The organism is Agrococcus phoenicis, from assembly GCF_047302415.1.
Lineage (GTDB): Bacteria > Actinomycetota > Actinomycetes > Actinomycetales > Microbacteriaceae > Agrococcus.
In genome coordinates, this window is the sequence record NZ_CP154854.1 from 2,684,483 (window position 1) to 2,699,438 (window position 14,956).

The window sequence follows — 14,956 nt, forward strand, 5'->3', positions numbered from 1 at the left end:
CTCCTGGCTCAGGCGTGCGGTGCGACCACGCCACGCTCGTAGGCCCAGATGACGGCGTGGATGCGGTCGCGGATGCCGAGCTTCAGCAGCACGTTCGACACGTGGGTCTTCACGGTCGCCTCGCCGACGAAGAGCTCCGCGGCGATCTCGGCGTTCGAGCGGCCGCGCGCGAGCAGCAGCAGCGTCTCGCGCTCGCGCTCGGTGAGCTGCTCGAGCGCCCGGTCTGCCGACTCGCCACCGGATGCGGCGCCCGCGGCACTGCTCGGCGTCGCCGTCGGGGCCTCGGGCGTCGCCGCGAAGCGCTCGATCACGCGGCGCGTCACCTCGGGGGAGAGGAGCGCGTCGCCGCGGGCGAGCGCGTGCACCGCGTCGATCAGGTGCTCGGGCTCCGCCGTCTTCAGCAGGAAGCCGGAGGCGCCGGCCGAGAGGGCATCGAAGAGGAAGTCCTCGCGATCGAAGGTCGTCAGCATCAGCACCGCGGGGTGCGACGAGCCCTGGGTGATCCGGCGGGTGGCCTCCAGACCGTCCATCACCGGCATCTGCACGTCCATGCAGATCACGTCGGGCTGCAGCTCGCTCGCGAGCGCCACGCCCTCGGCGCCGTCCTTGGCCTGACCGACGACCTCGAAGCCGGGTTCGCTCGACAGGATCGTCTCGAACCCGGCGCGGACGAGGGACTGGTCGTCGACCAGGAGGATGCGCGTCACAGCGTCACGATACTGAGGTCGTCCGCGTGTTGCCGCGCTATCACAGCGTTATGGTGTAAACCTGCCCGAAATGGCACATTCGGCGCTTACTCTTGGGTGAACCCTAACCCTCAAGGAATGGTTGCAGCATGCGCTCGCGCCCTCGCCTCATCGTCGCCGTCGTGATGACCGCACTCGTCGGCGCCCTGCTGACCGTCGTCCCGTCGACCGGTCCCGCCGGCCAGGCGTCAGCCGCCGCGAACGCAGCGGACTTCGACCCCGGCTACCTGATCTCCGATCAGCAGTTCTACGACGGCCGCGCGATGAGCGCCTCGCAGGTGCAGGCCTTCATCGACGCCAAGAACCCCGGCTGCCTGGCGGGTCGCACGTGCCTGGAGAACTACACGCAGCGCACGCCGACGATGCCCGCCGACGCCTACTGCGCCGGTCTCGCCGGCCGCGCGAGCGAGTCGGCGGCGAGCCTCATCGCGCGCGTCGGCCAGGCCTGCAACATCTCGCAGCGCTACCTGCTCGTGCTGCTGCAGAAGGAGCAGTCGCTCGTCACCTCGCGCAGCCCCAGCGCGAGGCAGTGGACGGCGGCGACCGGCTTCGGCTGCCCCGACACCGCCCCCTGCGACGCGAGCGTCGGCGGGTTCTTCTACCAGGTCTACTACGGCGCCCGGCAGTTCCAGCGCTACGCGGCGCACCCCGAGCGCTGGTCGCACCGCGCGGGCGTGACCAACTGGGTGTGGTGGCACCCGAACCAGGCCTGCGGCCGGAGCGCGATCACGATCCGCAACGCCGCGACCGCCGGCCTCTACAACTACACGCCCTACCGGCCCAACGCCGCCGCGCTCGCGAACATGTACGGCACGGGCAACACCTGCTCCTCGTACGGCAACCGCAACACGTGGCGCATGTGGACCGACTGGTTCGGCGACCCGACCCTCACGGTGGCGCAGCTGCCGGAGGCGAAGCGCATCTCCGGCACCGACCGGTACCGCACGGCCGTCGCGGTCTCCCGCAGCGAGTTCGGCGCCGGTGTCCCGGTGGTCTACCTCGCCAGCGGCCAGAACTTCCCCGACGGGCTCTCCGCCGGGCCCGCGGCAGCCCACCAGGGCGGCCCGGTGCTGCTGACGCCGCGCGCAGAGGTGCCGAGGCACGTGCTCGACGAGATCGTTCGGCTGCGCCCGCAGCGCGTCGTGATCGTCGGCGACGCGAACTCCGTCTCGACCGGGGTGGAGACCGCGGTGCGAGGGCTCTGGGGCAGTCGGGGACCGCTCGCGGGCGCGACGGTGAGCGTCGATGCGCTGACCGAGTCGCCCGACCTCGAGCCGACGGCGACACCGCCCGCCGAGCCCGCCCCGACGACCGGCGCCGAGCCCGGTGCGACGCCGGAGCCCGCGCCGAGCAGCACGGCGACGCCGATCCCGAGCGAGGGATCCGAGGCGGAGCCGAGCGAGAGCACGGCGACGCCCGAGAGCGCCGAGCCGACCGCGACTCCTGCGGCCGACCCGGCAGCGAGCGCTGCGCCGACCGCATCCGCTGCGCCGGATGCTGCGGCGACGTCGACCCCGAGCGCTGCCCCGGCATCCGCCGACGAGCTCGACCCGCAGGGGCCGGCAGCGGCCACCGCCGAGGCGGCGGGCCCGGATGCGCAGACGTCCGCGACCAACCCCGTGCTGCGGCTCGGCGGCAAGGATCGGTTCGAGACCAGCCGCCTGATCGCGGAGTACGCGTTCCGCTCGGCCTCCTCCGCCTTCTTCGCCACCGGTCTGCGGTTCCCCGACGCGCTCTCCGCCGGTCCTGCGGCCGCGCGCCGAGACGGCCCGGTGCTGCTGGTCGACAACCGCCGTGGGTTCGACGCGCCCACGCGCGCGACGGTGCAGCGGCTCGGTGTGCGCTGGGCAGGCGTGGTCGGCAACGGCTCGGCGGTCTCCGCGCCCATCGCCACCGGCATCGCCAACACGGGCGCGACGGTGGTGCGCTACGGAGGCAGCAACCGCTTCGAGACCTCGGTGCGGCTCGCGGCCGACTTCGGCGACGTGGGCACGGCCTACGTCGTCAGCGGTCAGAACTTCCCCGACGCCCTCGCCGGCGCTGCCGTGGCAGGGGTGCAGAACGCGCCCATGCTGCTGACCTCGCGCCACTGCATGCCCGACGAGGTGCGAGCAGCGCTCGTGCGCGCGAAGCCGGAATCGGTGCTCGTGCTCGGCGGCCCGCCGACGATCTACACCTCGGCCCTCCGCTACACGGGCTGCTGAGCCGGCAGCGGCGCTGCGCGGCACCACCCTCGGTGGGTGCACCGCCCAGCGCCGCTCGCCGGTCCTCGCCCAGCGCCGGTCCTCGCTCAGCGAAGGTCCTCGCTCAGCGACGGCCATCGCCCCGCGCCGGCCGTGCCGTCGATGGCGCACCCCGCGCAACGCAGGGGAGCGGCGGCGTGCCGGCGTGGGGGCGTCAGTCGGCGCCCGCGGCGAGCGCGGGAACGCGGGCCCGGACCAGCCAGCCGCCGCGCGACCGCGGCCCCACCTCGAGCGAGCCCCCGAGCGCGGCGACGCGCTCGCGCATGCCCAGCACGCCCGCGCCCGCGCCCTGCTCGCCGGTGCCCGCGCCGTGCCCGTCGTCGGCGACCTCGACCTCGAGCTCGTCCGGCAGGTAGCGCACGCGCACGTCGACCTGTGCGACGGGGCCGGCGTGCTTGCGAGCGTTCGTGAGCGCCTCCTGCACCACGCGGAATGCCATCAGCCCCACCATCGGCGACACCTGCCGCGGCTCGCCGACCGCAGCGAGCGAGATGCGCTGCCCGGCTGCGCGGGCCTGCTCGACGAGCTCGGGCAGCAGCTCGAGGTCGGGGGTCGCGGCGGCACCGTCGTCGTCGGAGCGCAGCGTCACGACGAGCGCCCGCAGCTCGCCGATCGCGTCGCGCGCCGACTGCTCGACGTGGCGCAGCGCATCCGCCGCCCGGTCTGCGTCGACGGTCAGCATGCGCCGGGCCGCACCGGCCTGCACGCCCATCGCCGACACGTGGTGCGCCACCACGTCGTGCAGCTCGCGGGCGATGCGCAGGCGCTCGAGGGAGACGGCCTGCTCGGCCAGCTGCGCCTGCTGCGCCACGATCTCGTCGTGCGCGGCGGAGAGGCGCTCGCGCTCGAGCGCGCTCGCCCAGGCGCGATCGCCGAACACCCAGGCGGCGCCGAAGTAGGCGATGTTGATGATGATCTGGATGATCAGGAGCGCGAAGTAGGCCGAGACGCCCCGCTCGCCCGTCTCGGGGTCGAGGAACCCGCGCACGGCCGAGGTCGCGAGCCAGCCGGCCATCAGGATCGCGATCGCGACGCGCGCCCAGTGCGCGCGGGTGCGGTTCGCATCCCAGGCGCCGATCGAGTAGAAGCCCATGAAGAGCGCCACCTGCGAGGCGTACATCTCCAGCACGCCGAGCTCGCCCGCCACCATGTAGATCGCGGTCTGGCAGATGACGACGATGATCGGGAACCGCCGCCGCAGCACCAGCGGCAGCGGCAGCAGCACGGCGGCCAGCAGCGGGTGCCAGATCGGCACCTCGAGCGGCTCCAGGTTCCACGAGAGCGCCACCATCAGGCAGCCGACGAAGCCCAGGCCGACCGCCAGCAGCACGTCGGCGCGCAGCGACCTCGCGTCGGGGGCAGGGCGCACGGGCATGCCTCGAGCCTAGGCGCGCTGCGTCGGCGATCGCCTCCGCCAGGCGATGGGCGGAGGCGCGCGGCACCTCCGCCGGTCGGGGGAGCGGCCCGGCGGCGCGGTCAGGCGGCGGAGCCGCGCTCGCGGCGCGCCGCGCACTGCCTCAGGGCGCGCAGCCCGGGATCCGCGGCCGCGCCGAGGGCTCGGCGAGGCGCGTGCGATAGCGTCCTTCGGGCCTGCTGCCCACCCGAGGAGTCCCATGCCCACCCTGCCCACGGACGGCCAGCGCTCGCTCGCACCGCTGCCCGCGATCGCCGCCATCCCTTACCCGTCGCGCCGGCGCGCGTCGACGCGGGGCAGGGTCGCCCCTGCGCTGGCGGCCCTCGCAGCGGCAGCACTCGTGCTGACCGGCTGCGGCGGCGGCGAGCCCGCTGAGACGTCGGCGGGCGCTGAGACGACGGCGGGCGCTGAGGCGACAGCGCCCGCGACCACCGAGCCGAGCGGGCCTGCACCGTCGAGCGAGGCGGCCGCCCCGCCCGCGGGTGCCGACGCATCCGCCACCGCCTTCGAGACGCAGACCGGCACGATGACGGTGCAGCTGCCCGCGGGAACAGGCGTCGAGGACGCCAGCGCCGAGAACCCGGCCGAGGGCGCGCGCTGGTTCAACGACGTGCGCTTCACGCTCGATTCGGGGGTGCAGCTGGTCTACCGGGACGGCATGACGGTGCAGCAGAGCGCCGCGTCCGGCGAGTTCGAGATCGTCGAGCAGCGCACGATCGACGGCGACGTGACGGCGATCGCGATGTGGATCGCGGAGTCCGGCGGGTACGTGCCGTACGTCTTCACCGGGATGCTCGGCGATGACGGGGCGCCGATGCTGCTCTTCCAGGGAGACGACGAGGATCGATCCCGCGGGTTCTTGATGCTGCACGACGGCGAGCAGCCCTCGCCGGTGGTGCTGGAGTCGGCCGATGAGGCGCGTGCGTACCTCGGGGCCTCGCCCGCCGTGGAGGAGGCGCTCGCGGTGATGGAGACGGTCGAGCTGCACGAGGTGCCGGCCGACGCGGTGCCCTGACGCACCGCGCGATCGATCCGAGGCGGCGCCTGGGAGCGCGCTCCGAGCGCCTGTGGCCCGGCTAGGCAACAGCCGGATGCGACGCCAGGTGCGCGGGCTACCGTGGCGGTGATCCAGGAGGAGGCAGACATGACCGAGATCCCCGTGAACACGCAGATGCTGGGGCTGAGGGACGTGCAGGTACACGTCGAGGAGCGCGGCGAGGGCCGCCCCGTGGTGCTGATCCACGGCTGGCCGCTCTCGGGCGCGTCGTGGGAGCCGCAGGTGGGCCCGCTGGTCGCCGGCGGCTACCGCACCGTCGCGTACGACCGGCGCGGGTTCGGGCAGAGCGACAAGCCGTCGACCGGCTACGACTACGACACCCTCGCCGACGACCTCGCAGGTCTGCTGGATGCGCTCGACCTGCGCGACGTCACGCTCGTCGGCTTCTCGATGGGCGGCGGCGAGGTCGCGCGCTACATCGCCCGGCACGGGCAGGAGCGGCTGCGCAGCGTGGTGTTCGCCGCCGCCGTGCCGCCGCGCATGATGCAGTCGGCCGAGAACCCCGACGGGCCGCTGACGGCAGAGCAGGCAGCCGAGATGACCGCGCAGCTCACCGCCGACCGCGACGGCTTCTTCGACCAGTTCACGAAGCAGTTCTACTCGGCGAACGCCGACGGCGAGGTGCTGGTGAGCGAGGCTGATCGCCAGCGCTCCATCGCGCTCTGCCGGCAGGCCGATGAGCTCGCCGCGCTCGAGGCGATGCAGTCGTTCGGGCTCGCCGACTTCACCGACGACCTCGCGCAGATCACGGTCCCGACGCTCGTGCTGCACGGCGACGCCGACGGCATCGTGCCCTTCGAGGGCTCGGGCCAGCGCACGCACGCCGCGATCCCCGGCAGCGAGGTCGTGCTGCTGCCCGGTGCGCCGCACGGCTGCAACCTGAGCCACGCGGAGGGCTTCAACGCGGCGCTGCTGGAGTTCCTGCAGCGCTGATCCGACCGCACCGGAGGGCCCGGCCCCGTCGCTCGCGACGGCGCCGGGCTCTCGTCGCTGCGCTCCCGGATCGGCGCCCCCGCGTGCGTCGCGCCGATCGCACGCTTGCGCATCCGCTACTCGGCGTTACTATGTACCTGTACCTACTGATGCTGACTAGCGCGAGGAGGCCCCCGTGGGCAAGCAGATGACCGAGATGCTCAAGGGCACGCTCGAGGGCATCATCCTGGGGATCCTCAGCGTGCGGCCCGCCTACGGCTACGAGATCACCGCGCGCCTGCGCGAGGAGGGCTTCGCAGAGATCGCGGAGGGCACGATCTACGCCCTGCTCGTGCGGATCGAGCAGCGCGGCCTGGTCGACGTCGAGCGCGTGCCGAGCGAGAAGGGCCCGCCTCGCAAGGTCTACTCGCTGAACGCGGCGGGCGACGAGCAGCTCGACGACTTCTGGCAGACCTGGGGCTTCCTCGCCGCGCGCATCGAGGAGCTGCACCGCCACGCCGCCAGCACCAGCGTCGCCGCCGCTGCTGCCCTCGGCAGCGACGGCCCCACCACCACCGAGCACGACGCCGACGCGGACGCCGGCACCCAGCACCGAGGAGCACGATCATGACGAACTGGCTCGAGAAGGTCACCGGATCCTTCGACGACAAGCGCCGCTGGCGCGACTACCGGGCACGGGCGAGCGCCCTGCCCGCATCGCATCGCACGGCGGTCGCGGGGCTCGAGCGCTACCTGCTGCATGCGGGTGCCATCGCCAAGGGCGACGTGCTCGTGCAGATGCTCGAGGATCTCGCCGACCTCTTCGAGGCGTCGGCGGCAGACGGCACGCCGGTGCGCGCCATCGTCGGCGACGACCCGGTGGAGTTCGCCGAGACCTTCCTGGCGAACTATCGAGACGGCCAATGGGTCGCCAAGGAGCGCGAGCGCCTCGTCGAGGCGATCGGGCAGGCCGACCGCGAGGCGCACGCCGACCGCGGATCCGGCGCCCAAGGATCCCCGTCATGACCACCGAGCTGGTCGCGCCCGCGATCCGCGCCTCGCGCATCCGCAAGGCGTTCAAGGGTCGTGCCGTGCTGCGCGGCGTCGACCTCGATGTCGCGCCCGGCACCGTCACGGCGCTGCTCGGCTCCAACGGTGCGGGCAAGACGACCTTGGTGCGCATCCTCTCGACACTGCTGCGGGCGGATGCCGGCAGCGCGACTGTGCACGGCTTCGACGTCGCCCGAGCTGCCGGCCGGGTGCGCGAGTCGATCAGCCTCACCGGCCAGTTCGCAGCGGTCGACGAGCGGCTGACGGGGCGGGAGAACCTCGTGCTGATCGCACGCCTGCGCCATCTGCCCGCGCCCGCGCGCCTCGTCGATGCGCTGCTCGAGCGCTTCGCGCTCACCGACGCCGCCGGCAGGCTCGCGGGCACGTACTCCGGCGGCATGCGGCGGCGGCTCGACATCGCGATGAGCCTCGTCGGCGACCCACCGGTGCTCGTGCTCGACGAGCCGACCACCGGCCTCGACCCGCAGTCGCGGCAGGAGGTGTGGTCGACGATCCGACGGCTGCGCGAGGGCGGCACGACCGTGCTGCTGACGACGCAGCACCTCGAGGAGGCCGAGCAGCTGGCAGATCGCATCGCGATCCTGCACGAGGGCGTGATCCTCCAGCACGGCACGCTCGCCGAGCTGCGGGCGCTGCTGCCAGCGGCGCGGGTCGAGCTCGTCGAGCGGCAGCCGTCGCTCGAGGAGGTCTTCCTCGCGCTCGTCGGCAGCGGCGCAGGAGCGGGCGGCGCGGGAGCGGGCACCGGCGCAGGACACGAAGGAGCACGACCGTGACGAACCCAGAGGCTTCCCTCCAGCCTGCGCTGCGGGCGCCGACCCGCGCGGCCGGCCTCGGGCATCCGCTCACCGACACGGGCGTGCTCACCGGGCGCTCGTTGCGCCACATCCTGCGCAGCCCCGACACGATCATCACCACCGCGGTCACGCCGGTCGCGCTGCTGCTGCTGTTCGTGTTCGTCTTCGGCGGCGCGATCGAGACGGGCGCGAGCGGCTCCTACATCGACTACCTGCTGCCCGGCATCCTGCTGATCACGATCGCCTCGGGCGTGGCCTACACGGCCTACCGGCTGTTCCTCGACCTCGACGGCGGGGTGCTCGAGCGCTTCCGCTCGATGCCCATCGCTCGGTCGAGCGTGCTGTGGGCCCACGTGCTCACCTCACTGGTGGCGAACCTCGTGTCGGTCGCGATCGTGATCGGCGTGGCGCTGCTGGTCGGCTTCCGCAGCCCCGCGGGAGTGGGCGAGTGGTTCGCGGTCGCCGGGATCCTGGTGCTGTTCACGCTCGCGCTGACCTGGCTCGCGGTGATCGCGGGGCTGACGGCCACGACGGTCGAGGGCGCGAGCGCGTTCAGCTATCCGCTCATCTTCCTGCCGTTCGTCTCGTCGGCGTTCGTGCCCACCGCCTCGATGCCCGGGCCCGTCGCGTGGTTCGCCGAGCACCAGCCGGTGACCGCGATCGTCGACTCGCTGCGGGCGCTGCTCGCGGGGCAGCCGGTGGGCGGCGAGCTGTGGGTGGCGCTCGCCTGGCTCGTGGGCATCCTGCTGCTGACGTGGGTGCTGGCGGTCGTCGTCTCTCGACGTCGTCACGGCTGAGCGCGCTGCGCGCGAGCGGATGCGCGGAGATCCCGCTCTGTGCGGTGCCACGGGTGGATCGTGCGCTCGTGCGCCCGCTGACGACCGAACCCTCCGCGCGCGCCGCCTGTGCACGGGCCGCCTGTGCACGGGCCGCCTGTGCACGGGCCGAAGCCGGTCGGCCGATCGCTGGTCAGCCCTGCGCGAGCACCTCGCGCAGCTTCGCGGCGAACGCCTCGGGCTGGCCCGCGTAGCCGAACTCGCCGCCCGCGAAGCCGCCGTGGTGGCTCGGGAAGACCGTGGCTCGCTGGCCCAGCCGCTCCGCGAGCGCGATCGCCGCGCGCCCGGTGTAGACGCGCGTCGACTCCTCGCCCACCGCGACGACGACCCGGGTCGGCGCCGCCCGCAGCGCCTCGAGGTCCGGCTCGTAGCGGCACACCGCCCACGATCGATCCGAGAGCAGCGGGTCGTCGCGCGAGCCGTCATCCTCCGTCGGCATCCCCAGCGCGGCGGCGCTCGGCCACGGCTGCGCCAGGTGCTCCTCGGTGACCTCGCCCTCCCAGGAGGTCATCGTGATGAACGCGGCCATGCCTGCGCCCCAGCCCTCGTCCTCGTAGAGCTGCGTGTACGAGGCGCGCGCCCGCTGCACGGCCTCCGCATCCGGCAGCACGCAGTCGATGGGCGGCTCGTGCGCGACGAGCGTCACCACGTCATGCGGATGAGCCGCGACGAGCGCGAGGGCGGTGACCGCGCCGCCGCTGCTGGCGAAGAGGTCGACGGCGCCGGCGCCGAGCGCCTCGATGAGCGCATGCACGTCCTCGGCCTGCGTCTCGGGCTCGTTCGTCACGCCGCCGTCCTTGCGCGTGCTGCGACCGAGACCGCGCGGGTCGTAGGTCACGACCGTGCGGTCGCCGAACAGCCTGACCTGCGCGTCGAACCCGCGCGCATCCATCGGCTGACCGATCATGAGGAGCGGCCGAAGGCCGCCCTCGGGCGGCAGCGGCCCGTGGACGTCGTAGACCAGGTCGACCTCTGGCAGCTCGAGCGTGCGTTGCACCATGGCGGCCTCCTCCTTCGGAACCGGGCTGACGGGAGCCTATGGCGTTCGACGGCGCTCGGCCAGCCCCGTGGCGCTCAGGTCAGCCCGGCGGGACTCAGGCGCGCTGCCAGGCGATAGCGCACGTTCACCTCGGAGGACGAGCCGTCGTCGCCGACGCGGTCGAGGTGCACGGGCTGGTAGCCGGGCCGCTCGTAGAGCCGGATGCCGTCGCCGAGGAGCACGGGCGAGATGTGCAGGTCGATCTCGTCGATGAGGCCGAGCTCCAGCAGCTGACGCCCGACGGTGGGGGAGTGCACCTCGACGTTCTTGCCGCCCGCCGCCTCCCGCGCGATGCGCACCGCCTCGGCCGGCTCGCACGTCAGGAACGTGACGCCCTCGGCCGGCTCGGCATCCTCGGGATGGTGCGTGAGCACGAAGATCGGCCCCTCCCAGTCGCCGTAGGGCCGTGCGCCGCTCGCGGCAGCCAGATCCCATCCGGTGCGACCGCCGAGCACGGCGCCGAGGGTCGAGACGTACTCGTCGATGAGCGACGGGCGGTTCGTGCCGATCATCCAATCCATCTCGTGATCCGGGCCGGCGACGAAGCCGTCGAGGGAGGTCGCGAAGTGCCACAGCACCTTGCCCTCCGGGGTCTGCGGGGTCGTGTCGAGCATGGTCCTCCTGTCGCGGGGCTCGGATGGCCGTGGCGAGGTCAGCGGCGGCAGCCGGGCGTCATGCCCGTGACGGTACGGCGGATGCGCTGCCGCGCATAGGGCCCATCTGGCGAGATGGCACGCGCGGTGGCGGTCAGCCCGGGCGGTCGCCCGTGCGCCCGAACGCGAGCATGGCCGCGGCCGCGACGAGCCAGCCGATGCCGGAGCCCGCCAGCAGCAGCAGCGGCTCGAAGCCGGCGAGCGCGCCGGCGATCGCCGTGCCGGTGGCGCTCGCGGCCGTGCGCAGCGCCGACCCGACCGTGAAGACCTGGGCGACCACCGCATCCGGGCTCTCGGTGCGACGCAGGAGCAGCATCGCCGCGGTCGGCGCCGCCGTGCACAGGCCGGAGAGGCCCACGAGCGCGGCCGTCCAGGCGAAGCCGAGGTCGATGGCCGCCGCGAGGGTCGCGAGCCCGGTGAGCGCGAAGCCGATCAGCATCGTCGCCTGCGGCGAGAGCACCTGGCGGCGCAGCGGCTCGATCGCGGCGCCGAGCAGCGCGCCGATCGCGAAGGCGGTCACGATCACGGCGCTGGAGGCGGCGTCGCCGGTGGTGGCGAGCGCGATGCCGATGGCGGCGATCGGCATGATGCCGCGGGCGAGCTCGGCGAGCGTGCCGGAGGTGGTGACGACCGCGAGGCGGCGCCGCGTCGTGAGGGCGACGATGCCGGCCGCCATCGATCGCAGCAGGCCCGTGCGCTCGCCAGCGCGGGGCGGCATCGCGAGCAGCGGGTAGGCGACGAGCGAGATGAGCGCGATCACGGCCATCGCGACGAGCGCGGTGCGCGGGCCGAGGGTCGGCGCGAGCACGGCGACCGCCGCCGGGCCGGCCACGCCGCTGACGTTGTAGCTGAGTGCGTCGAGCGCGTAGGCGCGGCGCGCGTCGGTGCCGGGCTGCGCGACGAAGCTCGACAGGCCGCCGAAGCCGAAGGGCGTGAGCAGGCCGCTGATGGCCAGCGCGATCGCGACCAGCCAGACGGGCAGCGGGTCGAGCGCAGCGGCCATCGCGAAGGCGACCGCGGTGCCGGCGGCGGCGGCCATCATGAAGGCGCGCGGCCGGCGGGCGCGGTCGAGCACGGCGCCCACGAGCGGTGCAGCGACGATGCCCGGCAGCAGCGCGATCGCGACGAGCGCGGCACCGAGCGCCACATCGCCCGTCGTCTCGACGACGAGGATCGGGATCGCGATCTGGGTGCCGCTGCTCGCGGTGCGGATCGGCACCGACGCCGCCAGCTGGCGGATGGCGCTCACGGGACCACCTCCGCATCCGCCCCCGCGCGCGCCGGTCGAGGGCCCGCGCCCGAGCCGGGGTCGACTCGGGCGCGGGCCCAGGGCGGGGATGCTGCGCGGTGCGTCAGTTCTCCACCGGCACGATCAGGCCGTTCCAGGTCTCCAGCATGTACTCCTGCGTCTCCTCCGAGGTCAGCAGCTCGACCAGCGCGGCCACGCGCGGGTCGCTCTCGAGCTCGGGCGTCGTGGCGAGGATGTTGAAGTAGTCCGAGTCGTTGCTCTCCATCAGGATCGCCTGGTCGCTCGTGAGCCCCGCGGGCAGCGCGAACGAGGCGGTCACGAAGACGGCGTCGTTGTCGGGGATCGCGAGCGGCAGCGTCGCGTTCTCGACCTCGGTGAACGCGAAGCCCTGCGGGTTCTCGGTGATGCCGTCGAGGTTCGTGGTGCCCTCGGCGATCTCGATCAGGCCCTCGGCGGCGAGGATCTCGAGCGCGCGCGCCTCGTTCGTCGGGTCGTTCGGGATCGCGATGGTCGCGCCGTCCTCGAGCTCGTCGAGCGAGGTGAGCGACTCGGAGTAGAACGCGGCGGCGGGCAGGTAGATCTCGCCCGCGGAGACGAGCGAGCCGCCGGCCTGCTCGTTGTAGGTCTCCATGAACGTGGCGTTCTGGAAGAGGTTCGCCTCGGTCGAGCCGTCGGTGAGGGCGGGGTTCGGCGTGTTGTAGTCGGTGAACTCGACCCACTCGATGTCGAGCCCGGCCTCCTCGGCGAGGTTCTCGTCGACCCAGGTGAGCAGGTCGCCGGCCGGCACGGGCAGCGCGCCGACGCGGATCGTGCCGAGCGAGCCGTCCTCGGGCGTCTCGGCGGCGGGGGCGCCCGACGAGCAGGCGGCGAGGGTCAGGGCGGCGACGCCCGCGACGACGGTGGTCGCGGCGCGACGGGTGAACGTGCTGGTCATGGTGGTTCCTTCGGTGGGGAGGGGGTCGGATGCGCTGTGGCGGATGGGTGCGCCAGCGCGAGTCGTGCTGGAGGGCGTTGGCCGGCGCTACTGCGTGCCCGGCGGGACGGTCGTGGAGCGCGTGGTCGTGAGATCCGCATCCAGGTTGGCCTGCGCATCCGCCACCGCCCGCTTCGAGCCGCGCTTGTTCGGCACCGCGCCGAGCCGCTTGGCAGCGACGGTGAGCGACCACTGGATGGCCTGCACGAGGACGAAGAGGATGACGACGACGAAGACGATGTGCAGCACGCTGTAGCGCTGCATGCCGTAGGTGAGGGCGACGTTGCCGAGGCCGCCGCCGCCGACCACGCCGACCATCGCCGAGAAGTTGATGATGGAGGTGATGGTGGTGGCGGTGCCGAGCAGGATCGCGGGCCACGCCTGCGGCAGCAGCACGCGGCGCACGAGCAGCCAGCGCGACGCGCCGAGCGAGTCGGCCGCCTCGAACAGGCCCGGGTCGACCTCACGCACCGCGATCTCGACGACGCGCACGAAGAACGGGATCGCGACGAGGGTCAGCGGCACGATCGCGGGACCCGTGCCGATGAACGAGCCGAGCAGCCAGCGGGTCACGGGGATGAGCGCGATCATCAGCACGATGAACGGCACCGAACGGCCGAGGTTCACGACGAAGCCGAGCACGGCGTTGATGAGGCGGCCGAGCCAGCGCTGCCCGAGCGGCGCCTCCAGGAACCGACCCTGCTCGGTGCCGACCAGGATGATGCCGAGCGGCAGGCCGACGACGAAGGTGATCGCCATGGCGATCGCCACCATGTAGACGGTCTCCCACGTGCCCTCGGCGAGCACGTCGAAGAGGTTCGACCAGAAGTCGGGGGAGTTGACGTCGATCATGCCTGCACCTCGCGTCCGTTGACCTCCCAGGCGGTGACGCCTTGGGCGGTGAGGGTGTCGATGACCTTGAGGGCGGTGGAGGCGTCGCCGGGCACGGCGAGGCGGGTGCGGCCCGCCTGGCGGCCGCCGATCGTCTCGAGCGCCGCGCCGAGGATCGAGACGTCGAGCCCGAAGTCGCGGCTGAGCTGCGCGATGACGGGCCGGTCTGCGCTCAGGCCCGTGTAGGTGACGTCGATGATGCGGTGGTTCGGGATGTCGTGGGCCTCGCCGACGGGGAAGAGCTCGGCGGCGACGCGGCTGCCGGGCGTGCGGATGAGGTCGTCGAGGGCGCCCTGCTCGATGACGCGGCCGTGCTCCATGAGGGCGGCGGCGTCGCAGATGCGCTTGACGACATCCATCTCGTGGGTGATGAGCAGCACGGTGAGGCCGAGCTCGCGGCTGAGGCGCTGGATGAGCTCGAGGATCGAGCGGGTCGTCTCGGGATCGAGGGCGCTCGTGGCCTCATCGCTCAGCAGCACGTCGGGGCCGGAGGCGAGGGCGCGGGCGATGCCGACGCGCTGGCGCTGGCCGCCGGAGAGCTGGCCGGGGCGGTCGTCGGCGCGGTGCGCGAGCCCGACGAAGTCGAGCATCTCGAGCGCCTTGGGCCGCAGCTCGCGGCGGGGCGTGCCGACGGCCTCCAGCGCGAACTCGACGTTCTGCGCCACGGTGCGGTTGCCGACCAGGTTGAAGTGCTGGAAGACCATGCCGATCTTGTGGCGCTCCTTCAGCAGCGCCGTGCCCTCGAGCGCGGTGACCTCGACGCCGTTCACCGTGACGCGGCCCGAGTCAGGCCGCTCGAGCGCGTTGACGGTGCGCAGCAGCGTGGACTTGCCGGCGCCCGACTGGCCGACGACGCCGAAGATCGAGCCGCGCGGCACCTCGATGCTGACATCGTCGAGGGCGACGACGGCGTCGGGGCCGTCGCCGAAGCGGCGGCTGACGTGCTCGATCGAGATCATGGAACTCCAAACGCGGGCGCGGCCGACGCCCTGCATGGTGGCTGATAGCTCGTCGTCGACGACCAGCTATCAGACATTGTCTCGTGGATGGGTCGTCGGCGCGAGCATGTGACGTGGCG

At 73.1% G+C, this 14,956-nt stretch carries 14 protein-coding genes and 1 pseudogene; 7 read left to right on the forward strand and 8 right to left on the reverse strand.

The window, feature by feature from the left end; all coding sequences use genetic code 11:
* Positions 1-8 precede the first annotated feature (8 nt).
* Positions 9-707 carry a response regulator gene (locus AA0Z99_RS12945; protein WP_413318012.1) on the reverse strand — a complete coding sequence of 233 codons (699 nt, stop codon included), beginning with the start codon at positions 705-707 and terminating at the stop codon, positions 9-11.
* Between the two features lie 128 nt (positions 708-835).
* Here AA0Z99_RS12945 and AA0Z99_RS12950 point away from each other — a divergent pair, with 128 nt between their 5' ends.
* Positions 836-2,950: a cell wall-binding repeat-containing protein gene (locus AA0Z99_RS12950; RefSeq protein WP_413318014.1), complete on the forward strand. Its 2,115-nt coding sequence runs from the start codon at positions 836-838 to the stop codon at positions 2,948-2,950.
* Positions 2,951-3,143: 193 nt separating this feature from the next.
* Here the strand turns inward: AA0Z99_RS12950 and AA0Z99_RS12955 are convergent, their stop codons facing one another.
* Positions 3,144-4,364, reverse strand: a complete 1,221-nt coding sequence (locus AA0Z99_RS12955; RefSeq protein WP_413318017.1) for a sensor histidine kinase — start codon at positions 4,362-4,364, stop codon at positions 3,144-3,146.
* 238 nt (positions 4,365-4,602) lie between these two features.
* Between AA0Z99_RS12955 and AA0Z99_RS12960 the strand changes: the two genes are divergently transcribed.
* From AA0Z99_RS12960 to AA0Z99_RS12985, 6 genes and pseudogenes are all read left to right on the forward strand, one after another.
* Positions 4,603-5,418 carry a hypothetical protein gene (locus AA0Z99_RS12960; RefSeq protein WP_413318019.1) on the forward strand — a complete coding sequence of 272 codons (816 nt, stop codon included), beginning with the start codon at positions 4,603-4,605 and terminating at the stop codon, positions 5,416-5,418.
* Between the two features lie 129 nt (positions 5,419-5,547).
* Positions 5,548-6,393 carry an alpha/beta fold hydrolase gene (locus tag AA0Z99_RS12965; RefSeq protein WP_413318021.1) on the forward strand — a complete coding sequence of 282 codons (846 nt, stop codon included), beginning with the start codon at positions 5,548-5,550 and terminating at the stop codon, positions 6,391-6,393.
* Between the two features lie 175 nt (positions 6,394-6,568).
* A pseudogene (locus AA0Z99_RS12970) lies at positions 6,569-6,883 on the forward strand (PadR family transcriptional regulator); the annotation flags it as partial.
* A gap of 116 nt (positions 6,884-6,999) precedes the next feature.
* Complete coding sequence (locus tag AA0Z99_RS12975; protein WP_413318023.1) at positions 7,000-7,398, forward strand: DUF1048 domain-containing protein; 399 nt, start codon at positions 7,000-7,002, stop codon at positions 7,396-7,398.
* Positions 7,395-8,216, forward strand: coding sequence for an ABC transporter ATP-binding protein (locus AA0Z99_RS12980; RefSeq protein ID WP_413318025.1), 822 nt, complete (start codon positions 7,395-7,397; stop codon positions 8,214-8,216). Before AA0Z99_RS12975 ends, AA0Z99_RS12980 begins: the two co-directional genes overlap by 4 nt.
* A gap of 29 nt (positions 8,217-8,245) precedes the next feature.
* Complete coding sequence (locus tag AA0Z99_RS12985) at positions 8,246-9,034, forward strand: ABC transporter permease (protein ID WP_413320873.1); 789 nt, start codon at positions 8,246-8,248, stop codon at positions 9,032-9,034.
* Positions 9,035-9,206: 172 nt separating this feature from the next.
* On the opposite strand, the gene AA0Z99_RS12990 is transcribed toward AA0Z99_RS12985, so the two are convergent.
* The 6 genes from AA0Z99_RS12990 to AA0Z99_RS13015 all read right to left on the reverse strand — a co-directional run bounded on the left by AA0Z99_RS12990 (position 9,207) and on the right by AA0Z99_RS13015 (position 14,837).
* Positions 9,207-10,073 carry an alpha/beta fold hydrolase gene (locus tag AA0Z99_RS12990; RefSeq protein WP_413318027.1) on the reverse strand — a complete coding sequence of 289 codons (867 nt, stop codon included), beginning with the start codon at positions 10,071-10,073 and terminating at the stop codon, positions 9,207-9,209.
* Positions 10,074-10,147: 74 nt separating this feature from the next.
* A complete protein-coding gene (locus AA0Z99_RS12995; protein ID WP_413318029.1) occupies positions 10,148-10,726 on the reverse strand; it encodes a dihydrofolate reductase family protein in 579 nt (192 codons plus the stop codon).
* A gap of 133 nt (positions 10,727-10,859) precedes the next feature.
* Complete coding sequence (locus tag AA0Z99_RS13000; protein WP_413318031.1) at positions 10,860-12,014, reverse strand: MFS transporter; 1,155 nt, start codon at positions 12,012-12,014, stop codon at positions 10,860-10,862.
* Positions 12,015-12,117: 103 nt separating this feature from the next.
* On the reverse strand, positions 12,118-12,948 hold the full coding sequence (locus AA0Z99_RS13005) for a MetQ/NlpA family ABC transporter substrate-binding protein (RefSeq protein WP_413318033.1): 831 nt from the start codon (positions 12,946-12,948) through the stop codon (positions 12,118-12,120).
* Between the two features lie 87 nt (positions 12,949-13,035).
* Positions 13,036-13,839, reverse strand: a complete 804-nt coding sequence (locus AA0Z99_RS13010; RefSeq protein WP_413318035.1) for a methionine ABC transporter permease — start codon at positions 13,837-13,839, stop codon at positions 13,036-13,038.
* Positions 13,836-14,837, reverse strand: coding sequence for a methionine ABC transporter ATP-binding protein (locus tag AA0Z99_RS13015; RefSeq protein ID WP_413318037.1), 1,002 nt, complete (start codon positions 14,835-14,837; stop codon positions 13,836-13,838). Before AA0Z99_RS13015 ends, AA0Z99_RS13010 begins: the two co-directional genes overlap by 4 nt.
* Positions 14,838-14,956 lie beyond the last annotated feature (119 nt).